16 protein-coding genes are annotated in these 19,758 nt (G+C 44.7%); 9 read left to right on the plus strand and 7 right to left on the minus strand.

All coding sequences use genetic code 11. The features are described 5' to 3' along the window. Window positions 1–231 precede the first annotated feature (231 nt). The gene (locus tag DN730_RS14075; RefSeq protein ID WP_115468788.1) at window positions 232–1,638 is read left to right on the plus strand and encodes a peptidoglycan DD-metalloendopeptidase family protein; all 1,407 of its coding nucleotides are present in this window, start codon (window positions 232–234) and stop codon (window positions 1,636–1,638) included. A gap of 85 nt (window positions 1,639–1,723) precedes the next feature. Here the strand turns inward: DN730_RS14075 and rsgA are convergent, their stop codons facing one another. Then, complete coding sequence (rsgA, locus tag DN730_RS14080; RefSeq protein ID WP_115468789.1) at window positions 1,724–2,704, minus strand: GTPase RsgA; 981 nt, start codon at window positions 2,702–2,704, stop codon at window positions 1,724–1,726. A gap of 324 nt (window positions 2,705–3,028) precedes the next feature. Here rsgA and DN730_RS14085 point away from each other — a divergent pair, with 324 nt between their 5' ends. Beyond that, on the plus strand, window positions 3,029–4,723 hold the full coding sequence (locus DN730_RS14085) for a diacylglycerol kinase family protein (RefSeq protein ID WP_115468790.1): 1,695 nt from the start codon (window positions 3,029–3,031) through the stop codon (window positions 4,721–4,723). 1 nt (window position 4,724) lies between these two features. Here the strand turns inward: DN730_RS14085 and DN730_RS14090 are convergent, their stop codons facing one another. Together DN730_RS14090 and hisA are read right to left on the minus strand one after the other, a co-directional pair. Continuing rightward, complete coding sequence (locus DN730_RS14090) at window positions 4,725–5,483, minus strand: hypothetical protein (RefSeq protein ID WP_115468791.1); 759 nt, start codon at window positions 5,481–5,483, stop codon at window positions 4,725–4,727. 112 nt (window positions 5,484–5,595) lie between these two features. Further along, window positions 5,596–6,366 (minus strand): phosphoribosylformimino-5-aminoimidazole carboxamide ribotide isomerase, encoded by a 771-nt coding sequence (hisA, locus tag DN730_RS14095; protein WP_115468792.1) that lies wholly within the window; start codon window positions 6,364–6,366, stop codon window positions 5,596–5,598. Window positions 6,367–6,496: 130 nt separating this feature from the next. On the opposite strand from hisA, the gene arfB reads away from it, so the two are divergent. From arfB to DN730_RS14125, 6 genes are all read left to right on the plus strand, one after another. Further along, window positions 6,497–6,913 (plus strand): alternative ribosome rescue aminoacyl-tRNA hydrolase ArfB, encoded by a 417-nt coding sequence (gene arfB / locus DN730_RS14100; RefSeq protein ID WP_115468793.1) that lies wholly within the window; start codon window positions 6,497–6,499, stop codon window positions 6,911–6,913. Window positions 6,914–7,208: 295 nt separating this feature from the next. Beyond that, window positions 7,209–8,786, plus strand: coding sequence for a cytochrome ubiquinol oxidase subunit I (locus tag DN730_RS14105; protein WP_115468794.1), 1,578 nt, complete (start codon window positions 7,209–7,211; stop codon window positions 8,784–8,786). A gap of 1 nt (window position 8,787) precedes the next feature. Then, on the plus strand, window positions 8,788–9,924 hold the full coding sequence (gene cydB / locus DN730_RS14110; protein WP_115468795.1) for a cytochrome d ubiquinol oxidase subunit II: 1,137 nt from the start codon (window positions 8,788–8,790) through the stop codon (window positions 9,922–9,924). A 47-nt stretch (window positions 9,925–9,971) separates the two neighbouring features. Continuing rightward, the gene (cydX, locus tag DN730_RS14115) at window positions 9,972–10,088 is read left to right on the plus strand and encodes a cytochrome bd-I oxidase subunit CydX (RefSeq protein WP_115468796.1); all 117 of its coding nucleotides are present in this window, start codon (window positions 9,972–9,974) and stop codon (window positions 10,086–10,088) included. A gap of 37 nt (window positions 10,089–10,125) precedes the next feature. Beyond that, a complete protein-coding gene (gene cydD / locus DN730_RS14120; RefSeq protein WP_245957973.1) occupies window positions 10,126–11,841 on the plus strand; it encodes a thiol reductant ABC exporter subunit CydD in 1,716 nt (571 codons plus the stop codon). After that, on the plus strand, window positions 11,807–13,489 hold the full coding sequence (locus DN730_RS14125; protein WP_245957974.1) for an amino acid ABC transporter ATP-binding/permease protein: 1,683 nt from the start codon (window positions 11,807–11,809) through the stop codon (window positions 13,487–13,489). The genes cydD and DN730_RS14125 overlap by 35 nt, the downstream gene beginning before the upstream one ends. A gap of 37 nt (window positions 13,490–13,526) precedes the next feature. Here the strand turns inward: DN730_RS14125 and DN730_RS14130 are convergent, their stop codons facing one another. The 4 genes from DN730_RS14130 to rnt all read right to left on the minus strand — a co-directional run bounded on the left by DN730_RS14130 (window position 13,527) and on the right by rnt (window position 18,749). Beyond that, complete coding sequence (locus DN730_RS14130; RefSeq protein WP_115468798.1) at window positions 13,527–13,793, minus strand: HP1242/YdcH family protein; 267 nt, start codon at window positions 13,791–13,793, stop codon at window positions 13,527–13,529. 245 nt (window positions 13,794–14,038) lie between these two features. Next, window positions 14,039–17,560, minus strand: coding sequence for a DUF748 domain-containing protein (locus tag DN730_RS14135; RefSeq protein WP_115468799.1), 3,522 nt, complete (start codon window positions 17,558–17,560; stop codon window positions 14,039–14,041). Between the two features lie 28 nt (window positions 17,561–17,588). Continuing rightward, a complete protein-coding gene (locus DN730_RS14140) occupies window positions 17,589–17,957 on the minus strand; it encodes a YbaN family protein (RefSeq protein ID WP_115468800.1) in 369 nt (122 codons plus the stop codon). Between the two features lie 117 nt (window positions 17,958–18,074). After that, window positions 18,075–18,749: a ribonuclease T gene (gene rnt / locus DN730_RS14145; protein WP_115468801.1), complete on the minus strand. Its 675-nt coding sequence runs from the start codon at window positions 18,747–18,749 to the stop codon at window positions 18,075–18,077. Between the two features lie 106 nt (window positions 18,750–18,855). Here rnt and DN730_RS14150 point away from each other — a divergent pair, with 106 nt between their 5' ends. Beyond that, window positions 18,856–19,755, plus strand: a complete 900-nt coding sequence (locus DN730_RS14150; RefSeq protein WP_245957975.1) for a flagellar protein MotY — start codon at window positions 18,856–18,858, stop codon at window positions 19,753–19,755. The last annotated feature ends 3 nt before the right edge of the window (window positions 19,756–19,758 follow it).

Consider the following 19,758-nt stretch of genomic DNA (forward strand, 5'->3'; position numbering starts at 1 on the left):
CGAATGTAGATGCTATCAATAAACTGTAAAACGGTGCATTTGCGCGGGTTTTCTGGGATTCCACTGTGTCAGGCTATTTTTTTTGGAGAGACTCAGGCAAGATGTGGCACGCTTTATCAAAGCATGCCAACGGTTTATTTGATGCTTTGTAGCGAGCAATTTGGCGACAGCACAAATCTCTTATACTAAATGGCAGCGGAGAGCTGCCCAAAAAAAAGAAGTTTACTCTCTATGGTTCACCCAAAAAGGAAATTGCGTTGGCTACCTACAGGCCCACGCCTTTGGCTCCTTCTGATTGTTTGTGTCTTCGTATTCTTTTTAGTTGTATACGATGGCTCTGTTGAAGATGATCAACGTGCAGAAAACTTCGGTGCTTTACCTAAGCAACGTATCATGCTTGATCCGGTCGCAACTCAAATAGCGGATGTGCCTAAACCTCCCTCGCTTGTTGCGCTAGCACCCTCTATTCCTGCTGGTATTGGAGAAGGTGGCCAGACAGTAGAGGAAACGAGCAATGATTTAATCTCTAGCTCCCCTGTCGACAACGTCACCCAGTCCGTGCCTAAGCCCAAAGTTGTCGAACATACTATTTCATCTGGCAATACGCTTGAGGGAATTTTCCAAAAATACGGGTTTCCAATTTCCACACTTTATAATGTGCTAGAGGCAGACCAAGAATATTTGGTATTAGAACCACTCCAAGTTGGTGACAAACTTCGTTTTGAAACCAATGATGAGGGGGAATTGATAAAGATCTCTCGTCGTATTGACCCAAGTAAAACCATCGCGTACGTGCAGCATGATAACGGTGGTTTTGTGTACAAAGAAGAACTCAAACCGATTACTTGGAGCCAATACGCTAAGCACGGAGAAGTTGAAGGAAGTTTTTATTTGTCAGCAAAGCGAGCCGGTCTTTCGGACGCTAACATCATGATCATCAGTGATTTGCTGAAAAGCCGATTTGATTTCCGTCGTGACCTAAGAGTGGGTGATGAATTTGATGTTGTCTTAAAGCAAGGAGATGTCGAAGGAGAGCCTGTTGGCTCGGAACAGGTAGAGGCTGTTCGTATAAAAGTGCGAGGCCAACTCTACCAAGCGTTTTTGAACTCTGATGGTCGTTTTTATGATGAAAAAGGCAATGGCTTGACGCCAGCATTACGGCGCTGGCCAACTGCTGTGACCTATAGAGTAAGCTCAAGCTTCAATCCCAATCGTAAGCATCCAGTGACAGGTCGGCCGTCTCCTCATAACGGTACTGATTTAGCCACACCCTCTGGCACGAAAATACTCGCTACTGGTGATGGTATCGTGACGCGCACCGCTAATCATCGTTACGCTGGACGTTACATTGATATTGATAACATTGGTAAATACAGTACGCGTTACCTCCACTTAAGCAAAATATTGGTCAAAAAAGGTCAACGGGTAAAACGTGGTCAAGTCATAGCGCTATCCGGGGCGACAGGCCGAGTTACTGGGCCCCATTTACACTATGAGTTGCATGTTAATGGGCGGCCAGTGAACCCTATGACAGCAAGAATTCCAACGATGCAGTCGATTCCGAAGGGAGAGCGTACGGCGTTTAACAAGTCGATTGCTACATGGACGGAACTAATGGATGCGCGTGACGTTTTATAACGGCGCAGATTGATATAAAAAAACTGCCGTTGATATTATCAATGGCAGTTTTTTTGTTTAGAGCTTGGAACGACCGAAGGCGATATTAGTCTGCCATACTATGTTTACGTGCGCGGATGTCTGAGTGAGCGCTGCGATGAAACTTATCGTGTGGCTTAGACTTTTCTGCGCGTGCTTGATCATCCGTATCGTGAACTCGCTTATACATTTGTACCCGTTCCTCGTCGAGCTCACCATTCACTACCGCATTTCGTACCGCGCAATGAGGTTCGTTGGAATGGGTGCAGTCATTAAAATGGCATTGACGAGCAAAGGTCAAAACGTCTTCAAATTCAGTGGTTAACTTCCTATTGGCCTCATTCGCTTGCAGTTCTCTTAAAGAAGGAGAATCCAGCAACACAGCGTGATTTGGAAGTCTAAACAATGCATTTTGATCTAATTTGAAATGACTGTTGGAGTCATCTAGGTTAATCAGGTTTCTAACAAGGCGTGATTTGCCAGAGCCGGGGGCGCCTAATATGGCGACCGTTTTGCCTCGTTTAAAGAAAGATGTCACGACTTCTAGTGGCGTTTCAGACTTTGCGTTGACGGTCTCTACAATGAGTAATGGGTCTAAACGCTGAACTTGTGCTTGTTTGTCTTCGATGTCATCACATACGTCAGCTTTGGTCAGGATGACAATCGCATCGGCTTCGGCTTCGTGAATAAGTTCAAGGTAACGCTTTATTAGATCAAGGTTAAAGCTGTCGTCTAATGCGCAAACAATTAACACCGTATCAATGTTTGCAGCGATAAGCTCGTCGCTATCGCTAAAGAGAGCGCTACGGTCAAGCTTACGAACGAAATTTTGATGTTGATCTAGAACAACCCAATCGCCTATCGTCATTTCGCGCTGATAATCGGGCTGGGAAAGAGCAATGAGTCCTTGCTCTGAGACCAAGTGATAACCACTGGGACTAACATGACAAACACGAGCCATTAGATTCTTTTCTAGGTCATCCAGTGACAATTGTTGTTGGAAGTAGGTGTGCCAACCTAAGTCAAACAAAGAAATAGATGCATCCATTAAAACAACTCCAGGTGAAATCACCAACGAACAAAAAACTGATAACCGCTAGAATGCAGTAGCGATCGTCCCGTGATGTCTGTACTGATCGACAAACAATTTCGAGATTAGCACAGTGTGAAGTCCCTACAAACGTATATTTGGGTTAGCGAGCGTTATTTTTTGTATGAAAGCTAAATTAGTTGCTAGGCTTACATCGACCTAAAAAGAGAGAAAAACTTGTAAACTACGGTCTCAATTATTTGGATGCTTTATTCTAAGTGTAACCATGGGTATGGTAGAAGTATCAATCGGATAGGAATGCCAGTTAGGGAGACTCAGTGCATGTTGTTACAACCGAATTTGTATTTTCTGATCGCTGCGGTGTTCATGTTCTTTACTGTTGTAACGGTAGATAACTATTTTCGCTGGGCTTGGCTATGGACATCCGTATCTTTTTTTTTAGTAAGTTTGGCATATATCTTAAATAGACCGGCGATTTTTAGAAAAAGAGCCGACGGGACAATACCCGTTTATATCCGTTGGGTGTTTTGGCCTTTTTTATGGGCGACGCAGCTGTTTAACGCGATCGCAAGGAGTAGAGATCAGGTTCCAGCCGTACAAGAGATTGAGCCGGGGTTATTTTTAGCTCGACGCCTTTTTCCTTCAGATATCCATACCTTAAAGCACCATAATATTTGCGCTATTCTAGATGTTACGGCCGAGTTTAACTCGCTTAATTGGACGTTGTTGGGCGAAGATATTGATTATTTAAACTTACCGGTATTAGATCACTCGATCCCTTCTATTGCGCAAGTTCAAAGAGCACTTAATTGGATACATACTCATCGTAAAGATGGCAACAGCGTTGTGGTTCATTGTGCTTTGGGTCGAGGGCGTTCAGTGTTTTTGATGGCGGCTTATTTACTAAGCCAGCATCCAGAGAAAACACCGGCAGGTGTTATTAAATTGATTAAAAAAGTACGTAAGAGTGCACACCTTAATAAAAAGCAGTTCAACAAACTAAGTGAACTCCACCATAAAAAACGTTTAGTTGTGCGAAATACTGCATGGCTCATCGCTAACCCTGTTGCAGGAACTCGTCAGTGGGAACAAAGTAAAGATCAGATATTAGAAATGCTGTCCCCTTATTACGATCTAACCATTCGAACCACGACATCGGACTATAATGGCAGTCATTGGGCAAAGCGCGCTCTGTCTAAAAGTCCTGATTTAATTATTGCTTGCGGTGGTGATGGTACGGTAGCGGAAGTTGCTCAAGAACTTGTCAATACTCAAGTTAAGCTGGGCATTATCCCTTTAGGCACAGCGAATGCTTTAAGTTATGCCCTATGTGGTGTTGGCGTTAAGATCAACCCCATTGAGACGGCGTGTTTAGCTCTGATAGAAGGGGTTGAAAGTCGGATTGACACGGCGCGTGCAAATGGCGAGGCGATGTTGTTATTGACTGGGCTAGGTTTCGAACAACAAATGATTGAGAAAGCGGACCGCTCTAAGAAGAATGACAGTGGACAATTCGCGTACCTTCAAGGGTTATCAGAGGCGGTTAGTGATAATGTTATCAAGCATTATGAACTGTCGATTGATGAAGAAAAACCTATCGTGGTGAAGACTCAGAGCTTGACAGTGGCCAATGCGGCGCCTGTAACAACTTTGTTAGCGCAAGGGCGAGGGGCACCGGATCTGACCGATGGATTGCTAGATGTTACATGGTTATCGACAGATAAAGCCCCTATATTGAGCCTCGTCGAGTTGATGGGGCACGGGCTGAAAAGCCGTGTAGCGCCCCATGAATACGACGGCGTCCGTCACACAACAGCATATCGCGTTAGAATTACATCCAATGATTCGATCGCGTATGTATTAGACGGGGAAGAGCGAGAAGCGGATGAGTTAGTGATAGAAATATTGCCTAAGTCTTTATCGGTTCTTGTGCCAGCAAAAATAGAATCATTAAGAGGAGAGGGTGCGGAGAGAGGTGTCTCCCTCCGACGTGATAAAAACAACGAGACGGAGTAACTTAGTCAAGCACTCTCGTTGATAAAACGCCCTTTATGCTTCCTTCAAGATCACTTGTGGGAGTGCTAAAAGACATTTCGTGCTTTTCTTTATTTGGTCCAAAGGTACCAATTAGCGAACCGTTAATGACGATTTGGTAACCTTCTGTGAAGGTTAAGCGTAGAGGCTCCGAGATGCCATTTTCTACTAACATGTTTTTATTTAAACGCACGATTCTGGACTCACCTCGAACCCAATGACCTACCAATGGCTGTGCTTTAAACTGATTTGATGAATCAACCAGCACATCTGATATGTAAACTTGGATAATATCACCAAAGTTAGGGTGCGCTCGGCGCTCTTCAACGCGTGAGTTTAAGGCATCCAGCTCTTTTTCCAACACAGTATTATAATCAACGACTTCTTTAGTTTTCGCGATCAGTGCATCACGATTGTAGCGATCCGCAATCATTATGCTTGGCTTTTGTGGTACGTCGCCAGAGCGTGTTTTAAGTTCCGCAATATTCTGATTCGCAATGCGTCTCGCTTCATCAAATTCTTGGATGAGCTCTTTGTGAGAGGGTTGCGACTCCGTCGTAACTTTCGCTTCAACTTGTTGTTGGGTTGGCGTGGCCTTAGTTGGAACTGAAGGTACATTGTTCGTTTCTTTTGCTACTTGCCCAGTAGAGATAGATGGTGTGGATTCAGTTTGTTTAATAGGCAAGGAACAGGCTGCCAAAAGGAGTGGCAGCATTAAAAATCCGGCGCGAGAAATTCTCATAGTCGAATTGTTTCCTAAGGTAAAAAATTATTTACCAAGTATGAGGCAATGAATAATGGATGTCGAGTGACATGGGGCCAGTGCGGGAGCATAATGCTCCCGTGGCCCACGTTTAAGAGGTTTGACGCTGATTCCAGAGGATACACTCATCTAGCGTGACGCCCTGGCCGCCAAAAATATCGAGCGCTGAGCCGATCGTTAAATCGACTTGGCCATTTGAGAGTTCATGGACACGCTGTAAATCAGCTAATGAACGGGCACCTCCCGCGTAGGTAACGTCTACTGGGCAGCCTTGACCAAGAAGTGTCACGAGTTTTTCGTCGATACCAGCCTGTAAGCCCTCAACATCGGCTGCGTGAATCAAAAATTCATCACAGTGATCTGCTAGTTCAACGATGTTCTCGAGATTTATTTCTGTCGACGTAATGGTCTGCCAGCGGTCGGTTGCAATAAACCAGCTATCGCCAACTCGTCGACAACTTAAATCTAGAACTAAGCGCTCAATTCCTGTTTCACGTTTGATTTTATCAAGCCGATCCCAAGAAAATTCACCATCTTCAAATAAATAGGAAGTAACAATAACGTGTGAAGCACCAGCATTGAGATAGTCTGCCGCATTGCTTTTTTTGACGCCACCGCCGTACTGCAAGCCATTAGGGTACGCTCGCAACGCGTTCAGTGCCTCGGTTTTATTTTCTTTGTCTTTGCCAAGTGCAATAACGTGCCCTCCCGTGAGCTTATGTTCGCGGTATAGGCTAGCGTAATAGGCTGCATCATACTCACTGATAAAGTTCTCTTTGGCTCCGCTGTCATTCAAACTACCGCCGACAATCTGTTTCACTTTGCCTTGGTGTAGATCGATACATGGACGAAATAGGGTCACTGATTGCTCCGTTTTATTAATTGAATAAGAAGCGGATTGTAACGAAGTTGGCAAAAGAAGCGAAGAGGATAAGTTTGCCAAGTAGGATGCTGGTACAATCTTAGGCCATAGATAACGTAATGGAGATTTAATGGGGTTAGTTATATCAAACCAAGTCACGATTCCAGACGATGAAATTGAGTTGACGGCAATTCGTTCTCAAGGAGCAGGTGGGCAAAATGTCAATAAAGTCTCAAGTGCCATTCACTTGCGTTTTGACATTGGCCGCTCATCGTTGCCAGATCGGTATAAAGAGACCTTGCTTCAATTAAACGATACTCGCCTTACTAAAGAAGGAGAGCTTGTACTGAAAGCTCAGCAGTTCCGAACTCAAGAAGCAAATCGAGAAGATGCGTTGCAACGGCTTAAAGAATGGATTGTCGCTGCGATGACACCGCAAAAAATTCGTCGACCTACAAAGCCAACGAAAGGCTCGCAAAAACGTCGTATCGAGAACAAAAAGCAACGAGGTCAGATCAAAAGTCAACGGCGGGCAAAGTGGGATTAAACTGTCTTGCCCTCCATTGTCTACATTTAATACGTGGGGCGGAAGCTCGCCTCATAACCCCACATCTCACGAACATCTATTGATCAAAATAGGTGAATAACTCGCCTGAAAATTCTATTAGCAGTATTTATTGATCTATCGCAATGTCTCATAACAATGGCTAATAGATAATGCACCCCGTAACAAAGCGAAACCTTGATGGTTGCTTTGTAAGCGTGGCGACCAATACAAATAAGAGCACCTTTTAGTGCCGAAGAATGCCGCCGTTCTCTCACGTTAGATACGGATACAAATCATGATCAATGAAGCAGTTGTAGAGCTCTCGCGATTACAGTTTGCGCTAACGGCCATGTACCACTTCTTGTTTGTACCACTGACCTTAGGCCTTTCCTTTATTCTCGCTATTATGGAGTCTGTTTACGTTATTACGGGAAAGCAGATTTACAAAGATATGGTGCGCTTTTGGGGTAAGTTGTTTGGTATAAACTTTGCCCTAGGTGTCACAACGGGTTTGACTATGGAGTTCCAATTCGGAACTAACTGGTCTTACTACTCTCATTACGTTGGTGACATCTTCGGTGCCCCACTTGCAATCGAAGGTTTAATGGCGTTCTTCCTTGAATCAACCTTAGTCGGCTTATTTTTCTTCGGTTGGGACCGTCTCAGCAAAGTGAAGCATCTTATGGTCACTTGGCTGGTGGCGTTAGGGTCGAATCTTTCTGCCTTATGGATTTTGATTGCTAACGGTTGGATGCAGAACCCCGTGGGCTCAGAATTCAATTATGAAACGATGCGGATGGAGCTAGTCGACTTCGGGGCGTTGTTATTGAACCCTGTTGCTCAGGTGAAATTTGTACATACGGTTTCTGCAGGCTATGTCACTGGTGCAGTTTTTGTGCTGGTTATTTCCAGTTACTACTTGTTGAAAAACCGCGATCTAGCTTTCGCTCGTCGCTCATTTGCCATTGCATCAGCGTTTGGTCTTGCGTCTGTGCTAAGTGTGATCATCCTTGGGGATGAGTCTGGTTATGAGCTAGGTGAAGTGCAGCGTGTCAAGTTGGCGGCTGTGGAAGCTGAGTGGGAAACTCACGAAGCACCTGCACCTTTTACAGTGATTGGTTTTCCTAATCAGGAGCTTGAAACAACCGAATACGCGATCAAAATTCCAGGCTTAATGGGCTTGATTGCAACGCGCTCGTTAGATGAAGAAGTGACTGGTCTCAAAGATCTTAAAGAGTATCACCGTCAACGAATCATTAACGGTATTTACGCGAATCAATTACTCGCTGAGCTTCGCGCAGGTAATGATACTCCAGAGATGATAGCGAATTTTGACCAAGTGAAAGATGATCTTGGTTACGGAATGCTCGTCACAGCGTTTACGGAAGATTTGGATAATGTCACGCCTGAACACATCGATATGGCTGTTGAATATTCCATTCCTAAAGTCGCACCACTGTTCTGGTCATTTAGGGTGATGGTGGCGTCCGGGGTCTTGATGTTAGTGATGTTTGCAGTGGCTTTTTATCAGAATGCTCGTCGTCGCATTGGCCAAAACCGTTTGTTCCTAAAGCTCATTATGTTGAGTTTACCATTACCTTGGATTGGCGTGGAAACTGGGTGGTTCATCGCCGAGTACGGTCGTCAACCATGGGCAATTGGTGAATTGCTGCCAGTACATGTCGCGGCATCTAACCTAACTACTGGGCAAATCTGGTTATCATTGAGCCTGATGACAGCACTGTACACCGTGTTCATCATTGCTGAAATGTACCTAATGATTCGTTTTTCTAAGCAAGGCCCGTCCAGTCTTCACACTGGTCGCTATGCACTGGAAAAAGAGACTGATCAGCTTAAAGCGCAGGAGATTTAAGATGGATTACGAATTATTAAAAGTTATTTGGTGGGTGTTGGTTGGTGTTCTGCTCATAGGATTTGCCATTACCGATGGTTTTGATATGGGGGTGGGGACACTGCTTAATGTATTAGGCAAAGACGACTCTGAACGCCGTATTATGATCAACTCTATTGCCCCACATTGGGATGGTAACCAAGTATGGCTGATTACCGCAGGGGGCGCACTCTTTGCCGCATGGCCTATGGTTTACGCGACATCGTTCTCAGGCTTTTATATGGCGATGATCTTAACGTTGGCGGCGCTGTTCTTCCGTCCAATCGGTTTTGATTACCGTTCAAAGCTTGAAGGTACTAAGTGGCGTAAAAATTGGGACTGGGCTATTGGCTTTGGCTCGACCGTACCACCAATTATCTTCGGTGTGGCATTTGGTAACCTGTTACAAGGGGTTCCATTCCAGTTTGATGAATATCTACGTGTGACATACACAGGTTCATTCTTTGCATTATTAAACCCATTTGCGATTTTATGCGGACTGGTTAGTTTGCTTATGCTGGTGACACAAGGTGGCGCGTGGTTAACACTTAAAACAGATGGCGCTCTTTACGATAGAGTACGTAAATCAACCTTCGTAACAGGCTTATTAACCGCTGTATTGTTTGCCTTGGCTGGTGTGTGGTTGGCATTTGGTGTAGATGGATATGTGATTACCAGTGCAATTGATGGCAATAATGTTTTGACTCCGTTAATGAAGACCGTTGAGCAAGAGTCAGGCGCATGGTTGGCCAACTACAGTGCTGTGCCAGCGTTGATGCTTGCGCCGGTTGTGGGTTTAGCAGGAATGGTGTTGGCTGGATTCTTTGCAGCAGTGGGTCGTGGAGCACTCTCTTTCCTTATGTCTTCACTAGGGATTGCGGGCATAATTTTTACTGCGGGCGGGTCTATGTTCCCATTCTTGATGCCTTCTTCGACATTCCCAGGCATGAGTTTGACAATGTGGGATTCGACGTCAAGTGAGAATACGTTGATGATTATGTTTGTTGTGGCGTGCATCTTCGTCCCAATAGTCTTGCTTTACACAACATGGAGCTACTTCGTGATGTTTGGCCGCCTGACAAAAGAGCATATTGCGAAAAATTCACACTCACTTTATTAATATTTGAGCTGGGGCAGGCAGTACCTGCCCCGCGATAAGGGGTTTTTATGTGGTACTTTGCATGGATTTTAGGTGTTTTATTAGCCTGTTCATTTGGTGTGATCAATGCGGTTTGGCTTGAGTTTTCGGGCTATGAAGGTGAGGATCCAGAGGACTCTTACTAAACTCCGTCGTCACATTGTTTTGTAAGGATTAATGGATATGAAAAAGCGCATTAAGTCGCCTGAGCAGGCGTTTCTATCTGGCCTCCAAAGCCAAGAAGGAAACGGTTATCGGATGGTAAAGTGGTTAGGCGTCTTAATGGCTTTTGCGATTATCGCTCAGGCAATTGGACTAGCTAAGATTTGTTCCGACTTAGCATTACACAATAGCTTTTCTTTAGACGCTGCGGCGCTTGCAGCTTCAGCGTTTTTTATCAAAGTAATTATTCAATATGCTAGAGAGCAAATAAGCGCCGCCTCTAGTCGCTCGATTCGTTTTAATTTGCGGCAACGCCTGATCGATCACCTTACTCGATTAGGGCCTAACCGTTTGCATATCGATGAGGATGCGGCGCTTTCTACACGTGTTTATGAGCAGGTTGATGCGCTTGACGATTATTATACTCGTTATGTTCCGCAAGTGTTTTTAGTGACATTTGTTCCACTAACGATTTTGATCGCCGTCGCACCTGTTTCTTGGGTCGCATTCGGTATTTTTGTAGTGACTGCGCCGTTAGTAATTTTCTTTATGATCTTGGTCGGGCACAAGGCTGCACAAGCTAATCGAAAGCAGTTTAGTGTCTTATCATTACTGTCCAATCAATTTCTAGACTTAAACCAAGGCTTGGCGGAGCTAAAAAGGTTAGGGCAAACGAATGCTGCCCGTGAACGACTATCGCTGACTGCTCATGAATATCAGAAAACAACAATGGGCGTGCTGCGGTTAGCGTTTTTATCGACGGGCACGTTGGAATTATTTTCGTCGGTTGCAATCGCTATGGTCGCTTTGTATTTAGGCTTAGGATTATTAGAGCAGTTGCCTTGGCAAGTTGGTGTCGCGCCAGTGAGTTTATTTGCCGCCTTTTATTTGTTGTTGCTTGCTCCAGAATTCTATCTTCCGCTACGTCAACTGGGTAACGATTATCATGCTAAGCAAAAAGCAGAGGCCGCTGCGACGGATATCGCCGAAGTGTTGGGTCACACCCAGACGGATCGTACATCGCAGACAACAATCGCCTGCGCTGATACCACTAAGCAATGCTTAATAAAATTCGATTCTTTGTCTTGGCGTCAGGGTGGTCGTGATCGGTTAAAGCCGATGACCGCCACCATTCAATCAGGTGAGAGAGTTTGGTTGAGTGGTCAATCAGGCAGTGGTAAGTCTAGTTTAATGACTGTTTTACTAGGATTCGAACACGACTATGTCGGTAGTGTATTGATCTCAGGTTGTGAATTGCGCTCGACGAATATCGAGCAGTGGCGTAAACGACTTGCTTGGTTGCCCCAAAAGCCAGAATGGGTTCAAGGTACCATCCGACAAAACTTAGAGCTAGGCATTGGGCGTCGCTCCGAAAACGACTTAAGGTTTGCCTTGGAGCGAGCTCAGTGCTGGGCGGTCGTAAACAAATTGCCGTTAGGTCTGGATACGCCAATCAGTGAAGCCGGAACGGGGTTGTCTGGTGGCCAAATGCAGCGCCTATCGATTGCGCGAGCTTTGTTAAGTGAGGCGGATATTTGGTTACTTGATGAGCCCTGCTCGAGCTTAGATAACGAAACCGCGGATCAAATCTTGGACATTCTTGATCAAGTGAGTGTTGGTAAGACGCTGATCATTGTGAGCCACGATACGCATCCTGTTCGTTGGGCGGATCAACATTGGTTCATGTCAAAGGAGGGGTTGCATGTCGAAGCACAAACCGTCACTACTGACGTTTAAATCATTGTTGTTTGAGAATCCGTTCGCACTTATTGTCTCAATATTGATAGGAGCGGTGGCAAGCCTTGCAGCGGTTGCGCTGCTTGGCATATCTGGGTGGTTTTTATCTGCTGCGGGGTTAGCGAGCGCCGTTGGGAGTGCTTTAGTTTTCAATTATTTCACTCCTGGCGCAACCATACGCTTAATGGCTATTTTGCGTACGGCGGGGCGATATGGTGAGCAAGTTTTTTCTCACGACCATTTATTAGGAATGTTACGTAGTCTGCGCCTTTGGGTTTGGGATCAGCGTGCCGCGACGATGACGAGTCTCTTATCTAAGCAAACTCGGGGGGATCTTCTTCAGCGTCTAGTTGGTGATCTTGATCAGATAATAAAGTGGCCGTTGGCCGTTGTCATGCCTTGGGTTTATGGTTGCTTAGCGTGTGTAGCTTTGATGGCAGTCGCTCGCTGGGTCTACGCTCCGCTTATTTACCCAGTGGTGATATTTACTTTGGCTCAGCTTATCTTATGGCCTTGGCTAGCGAATCAATTTGCATCGCGTTCTGTGTATGCAATGCAAGCTCTATCGATTCACCGTAGAAGTCGATTTATGTCTGTGTTTTCCTCGCTCATTACGTTGACTATTCGTGGTCATTGGCACCAATACAGTGAGCGGCTTAATGTACTTGATCAGCGCCAACGCCAAGCACATAAAGCGATTCAGCAGGTTACTAGCGGTATAAAACTGGCGTACCAATTAACCAGTTTTGCTCTAATTGTGAGCCTTCTATGGAGCTGTGTTCTGATTCAGCAAGGCGAGGTATTACTGCGTCCAAATATTGAGTCGACTATGTTGGTGGCATTGATATTAGCGGTTTTAGGGGTCAATGAGTTAGTTCAGCCCTTAGCGACTGCTTTCATCGCTCAAGGTCAATCGAAAGTGGGCCTGAAACGATTAAACCAGCTGCGGTCTGGCTCACAGTATGTATCTAATTCAAACAGCGAATTATCAATACCTTCTATTGAGCTATTGGAGCTTGATCAGTTCGCAGGCATACAGCCATTAGGGATTGTATCGTCTTTGGTCAACACATCGATTGTGTCTGGCTCAGTTATTCGGCTGGTTGGCAAAAGTGGAGCAGGGAAATCAACTTGTTTGGCTGCGCTGGCGGGGGATTTGCCTCATGTCGGAGACATCCGGATAAATAAAGATCGTTATGAAATATTTGATAACCCTAAGTGGCGTGACTGTATCGCTTACTTATCTCAAGAATCAATAATTTTTCAACAAAGCTTAGCCTCTAATCTGCGTCTCGGTGCGCCCAACGCGACAGATGAACAGCTGATGAGTGTTTTAAACGTATTAGGTCTGAAAGAATGGGTTGAGTCACTTCCCAAAGGTTTAGACACTTTGCTTGGAGCGCAGGGGCGTGATGTCTCGGGAGGACAAGCAAGACGAATTAATCTCGCGAGGGTGTTGTTGCGTAAATCAGAAATTATCTTACTTGATGAACCATTTGATGGGCTGGACCGAGGCAGTATTACGCGTATTTGTGAAGCACTAAGAGAGGGTCAATACCAGCCAAAGATTTTGGTATACGTTAGCCATATTGATTCTGAACTGGATGATTTCGCGACAGAAACCGTTTTTTTAGTTGAGGCTGATTAGAAAGCAGCGTAGCCGGAAACGGCTACGCTTCGGCTTATTAGCTTGCGCTGGCGACTGATTGATTAGACTCTAAACGCAGCATTTCAAGTAGAGCGTCCTTAAGATGTAAGCGACGCTTTTTAAACTCTTCCTCTTCGAACGTACTTGCTAGAATAATCTCCTGCTCCATATTTTCAATCTCACTATTTAGATGGTGATATTCATCAAATAGCCGACGAAAATGTGCGTTGTTCATTTTTAAAGTGTGGATTTGTTCGCGGTACTCAGGTAACTCATTTACTAAACTGTGATTGTCTTGCAACATGTCGTTCTCCTTTTTCATCTGTTGCTTCTAGAGTACGCCTTCTGGACTAGAGTTAAATTGATTTTGATCACTTCTTCTTTCAATGCAGAGTGTTGGCAATTTCTTGTCATTCATGCTGAATGTATTTAAACGAATCAGCTATAACGGCAAATGATTTCAACTACGCTCTGTACGTAGAGTTTTAGAAATTAGCTCTCGTCAGGTGAAAACGCAGGCAGTGAGCTGCCTGCGTGGTTTGACGGCATCTAGAAATTTAGTTCGACTCTAGGCTTGGCATCGGACTGGCTTTCCAGCTCTGGTGTACAGATAAAGACTCTGCCTGATTCGATACCGTTGTCGACTAAGTAACTTTTTAAGCTGTCCGCTCGCTCATTAGCAATACGATAAAGTTGGCTTCGTTGAGCATCACTTAACTCATCAAACGATGTTGAATCATCAATATCCTTCGCAACCGCTACACCGCACGCTCTAACTTCTGCGTCATCGCGGTCGTTCATTAATGCCAATAATTGGTTTAAATACGCTTCTTGGCTGTCATCAACTTGTGTTTGCCCGAATGCAAATTCCAATGGCTGCACTCTTAGCTTTAATACCGTCTCTCCGGCCAATTGTGCGAGGGAAATGACGTTGGCATACGGTACGAACGTTTGCATTAGATATACGCTTGATGCTTTATAAAGCCCTTGGCGTATCGGTAGCATAAAGAAGTTCTGCCATTGAAATTGGGGGGCGTCGACATTGCCTTTAAGAGGTAAGTCGAGAACTATGTTATCGCTGCCATCTTTTAATGCGTTGATCGCTAAATTGAGTGGAACAGCTCCCACTTTTAGGACAGAGCTACTTTGTTCTTTTCCACCTAGATCAAATTGACGTAAAACAATATGCGAGTTTCCAGAAAGCTCGCCTTGTTGGGCAGCCATATCCAAATCCATATTGAGTTGCCCTGAAGCGATGTTGTAACCCAAAGCGCTGGACACATAAGGCGAAATGGGAGGCAACTCGACTTCTCGAACCTTGGCGGAGGCATCCATGGTGAGCTTCTTCGCTAGCGGCTCTATCGTCACGTTACTGTCGATGGTCGCATAGCGGCCGTTTTTCGCCTTCAATAAAAGGTGAGTTTGGGCTCCTTGATCTCGAGTATTCAAGTTATCTACGCTCAATTCCTCGATGGTCAGAATACGGTTGAGCGTCGGAACAATACTGCGGTCCGTAAAATCAATCGTAGATCCTTCAGAAATATTGATTTTAGTGATGACTACATAGAAAGCCTGCTCAAGCTCTTGCGGAAGAGGTTCACTGTTCTCTTGAGCGGTAGACACATTAGATGCCTGTTGATTACTGCGACCGTCTATAGTGCTATTGACGGTACTAGGCAGTACTAAATTGTCTATTTTCTGATTAGAGGTCAGTACGAGTCCAGCATCGAGTTTCTCAAAGACCACACTTGAAATCTCAACACCTTCTGGCCGAAGTTTGACTCGATTGACATCTAGAGCATCAAATTTTATTAAAGAGGGTAACGCTTCACTTGTGTTGGGTTCTGATGCAATAAACTGGTTCAATTTAACGAGGTCGATGTCTCCACTTGCGCCATCGCTATTTTGAGACAGCGCTGGACTATTCAATTGAAAGCGATTAAATGCGGTGAGTGTACTACCATCATTAAGTTCAGCGTTAAATGACTCAGCTGTTACATTGTTGTCAGTGGCATTGAGGCTCCCAATTGCTCCATTGTTTAGGCTTAGTGTGATTCCAGTGTTATCAAAATCGAGCTGCTTCAGCGATGTCGTAAGAGTGTCTTGCTGATCTACATGTACTGCTTCAAGTTTTAATGAGTTGTCCGTCGTCGAAATGTCTGTCTTATTTGGGGATTGTTTTATGTCTAATGTGTTATTTGATTGGAAGGATTGCCACGCAACAGTCGTTTTAGGTTGATTGTTCGGTAGATTCGATGCTGATGCATTGAGGCCGTTTAGTTCTAACTTGGATTTTGTTGAGATCGAGAGGTCATCGCCAGATATGTCAGCCACTAAGTTCTCCGCTGACCAATTAAAGCGCTCAAGTGAGGCGCTGTTTTCTGGAGAGGTATAGCTAGGGGCCTTTAGAGTAAATGCTGTCTTTTGGCTTTCAACGGAGACGCTTTGTTGGCTTGCTTTGCCTGTTAAGTCGCTATTGAGAGACAATGATTGGAGACTAAAGGACTGCTGACCATTGGAGTCAGTGTCAGCGATGTCTGCTTTGAGCTGTTCAGACGATAAGGACACATTTGCACTAAAGTCTGTTTTTCCGGCAAGCAGTGATAGCTTGCTGTTACGAAGTTGTAGACCCAAGGAGACTAAGGAAGCGTCCGCTTGCCGCGCCTGAACTGCTGCATTGTCTAGGCTAAGTGTTAAGGCTTCAGATAGAATGCTATTTCCAGTCTCACTGATTTCAAGTATTAGTGGTGCGTCTAATGTCATGTTCGACAAGCTGGCCTTGTCATTCTCGGCTGTTTGCGCTGCCAGAGTTTGTGCATCGGTATTTAGGTTTGCTTGAATCTTACCCTGTAATGTCTGTGTATCAAACGTTGCGTTGATACCTTCTAATGTGGAATTCAGTGAAGCCGAAGAAAATGAATTGCCGTTTAATTGACCCGTAAGGTTTGATAGCGAGAAAGAGCCTTTAGTGTTCTTAGTTTCAACGCTTGAATCACTCATATCTACTGCGATGCTAGTGTCGAATGCGAAGGTTTCAGCACTTATTTGCTGCTTAGCAGAGGATACCGAAAGATCGTTTGACATTACTTTGGCAGCCATTGAGGCTGCAACACTCGATGCACTGAGTTGTTTGATCGAAAGGTCGCTTATGTGTGTGGTTAGGTTACTCCAAGCTACTTTCTGGTCCCCTTGTACAAGCCGCGTTTCACCACTTTTCATTTGTAAATTTGGTGCGTTTAACTCCAATGTTGGGTCATCACCAAAATGATATTTAATATTCGTTTGTCCTTCTAACGAAATTTTCGAAGAGAGATTTGAGGTGAGATTTGCCGGTAGAAAGTGCTCAATGTCTTTCGTGTTTAGTGCCAAAGAACGTAGATTAATGTCTGCATTGAGAGAGCTTTCCTTTGAAGATACGCTGCCTAAAACTTCAACTTTGGCATTATTTACTCCCGCTGCCACAGTTAGGTTCCCAGCCCAGTTCTTGTCTTGATGATAAGCTTGCGTTATCTCTGCAGAAGAAATGTAGAACGTGTCAGAACCCTCGGATGTTTTATAATCAACACTGACGTTTTGTAGTGTTGCTGATTTGAGGAAGACAGAGGGAACTGTCTCAGTTGAGCTTGGAGTTGAACTATCTTTAGTCTCTGCAGAGGTACTGGACGGTTGAGCTTGATTGTTCTGTGGTAGAGGGATTCCAGCAATATAGGTTTCAGTTTGTGTTTCAGACACTTCAGTATGAAAGTCCGAAAGCGTCAGATGATTGATGTGAAACTCTCCCCTGAACAAAGGCAGAAAGTCTAGGCCAACACTTGCGTTACCTAATCGCAAACGTTCTTTGCTTTGTTGGATGATGCTGATATCACTGAGATTTAGACCGATCGGAAAAATATTAGGGTTGATTTTGTCGGCTTGGAATGTGCTATTGAATGGCTCGATGGTTTGGTTGATGAACCATTTGGTGGCGAAGGGAATGAGGTTCCAAAGCGCCGTAAAAAATGTCAGCAAGATAAAAATGGTGACTAACGTTCGCTTTTGCCACGGTTTCATAGTGTTATGTTTATCGGCCATGGTGATAATATCCCTGTTTATTGAGTCGTTATTCGTTTCTCAGCGGCATCCTCAAAAGGTGGATGCTGACGGCAGCACCGATCACACACAGGCCTACTGTTGCCCAAAAACGCCCAACAATAAACATGGAAAGTAGCATCCCTGCCCACATAAATATGATTGCTCGGTTGCGGGCTTTCCGAGGGATCCCGTCACTCGACTGCCAATCAGATAGGATTGGACCGAAGTACTTGTGATGGATCAACCAATTGTGAAACCGCTCAGACGATTTAGAAAAACACCACGCAGAAAGTAACACCAAAGGAGTAGTCGGTAGCAGTGGAAGAAAGATTCCGATGATGCCTGTTACCAACGAAATCCAACCCAATATAATCAATGCAAGGCGTTTGCCTGTCATAGACCTTTCCTTTTTGAGTGATCGTTTATCACTACGTACTTAATAAGATGGTTAAGGATAACAGACTCGACTGCAAGTGCTGTAATCAGCAACTATTAAGAATTCAATCGATGCTGATTAAATTGAATCAACTTTACCGAATGCGGATTCCATGGTGTCAGCTTGGCCGTCGGTTACTAAGCTCCAGCCACCTAAGCGTTTCCACCGATTGACAATTTCACAGAACAACTCTGCGGTCTTCTCAGTGTCATACTGAGCCGAATGGGCTTGAGAGTTGCTGAATTCAATACCAGCCACTTGGCATGCTTTTGCTAATACGGTTTGCCCGAAAGCAAGACCAGACAGGGATGCCGTATCAAAGCTAGAAAATGGATGGAAAGGGTTACGTTTTATCTCGCAGCGTTCAATTGCTGCATTTAAAAAACCGTGATCAAATGCGGCATTGTGTCCGACCAAAATTGCGCGTTTACAACCAGTAGATTTAAGCTCTTTGCGAACTTTAGTGAACATTTGAGAGATGGCTTCTTTTTCGTCCAAATCATCTCTGTCTTCAGCAAAAGGATCAATACCTGTAAATTCAAGTGCTTCTTTTTCTAAGTTTGCACCCTCGAAAGGTTTTACTTTAAATTCAACGGTTTCGTAGATGTAAAGTTCGCCATTTTCATCCATTCTTAGGATGCTTGCGGCAAATTCTAGAAGTGCGTCAGTTTTTGCATTAAAGCCTGCGGTCTCGACGTCGATAACAACAGGAAGGAATCCGCGGAATCGGTCTTTGATTTCGTGATTTGACAAAAGAGAATCCTTAATTCGGCCACTTGCTCAGAAAATATTGGGTAGATAGGATTAAATGATAACATACATGCTAAGTCGAGAACGAGAACTCTTAAACGTGAAAGCTATGAGCGCAATAAAGATATCTTTGATTATTTCTAGTGTTGTATTTGCTGCCCAAAGTTCGGCATTGACTCGCTTCGAATCTCAAATTGAAAATTCTAGATGGTCTCTGTCGGGGGATATCTTTGCCTGCACGCTCAAGCATCCGATTCCTCATTTTGGAGAAGGTGAGTTCACTAAAGAAGCGGGCGAGCCAATGAAATTTGTGCTTCATCCACAAAATGAAAAGTTGGGTCCAGGCCAAGTTTACATTATTTCTCAAGCGCCAAGTTGGATGCCAGGCCTTTCACCTGAAACTCTCGAAGTCTTGCCTTATCCGGGGTATGGGCTAACAGTAGAGGTGGGCGGCAAAGTTGCTGAACAAATGCTTACGAGCCTCGATAAAGGCCGGCACCCAGTGGTGACAGGTACAGCATGGGAAAATGGCCGAGAAAACGTTGAAGTTGCGTTGAGTAACATCAATTTTAATCCTGCCTATAACGAATTTCGACGCTGTATGGCGACCTTACTGCCTGTCAACTTTGATCAGATTGCTCGAACTGCAGCACTGTTCCCAACAAATGGCGCCGAATTAACAGATCGAATCAAACGTCGCCTTGATTTGGTGGCAATCTATGTCGCGGCGGATCCGACCATTGAATATATCTACATTGATGGTCACACCGATTTGATAGGGAGTCGACGTGATAATCGGGAATTATCCAAAGAGCGTGCCGAACGAGTGACTGAATACCTCTTACAGAAAGGTGTTGCGCCAGAGAAAATTGTTTCTCGTTACCACGGCGAACGATACCCTGTTGCAGATAACCGCAACAATTCAGGGCGTGAGCGTAACCGACGTGTAACCATTCGCTTGGAGCGTTTGGGGAACAATGCGCAATCGTTATCTGAACCTAGCTCATGATGC

The sequence above is a fragment of the Marinomonas piezotolerans genome (assembly GCF_003362755.1).
GTDB classification, from domain to species: Bacteria; Pseudomonadota; Gammaproteobacteria; order Pseudomonadales; family Marinomonadaceae; genus Marinomonas; species Marinomonas piezotolerans.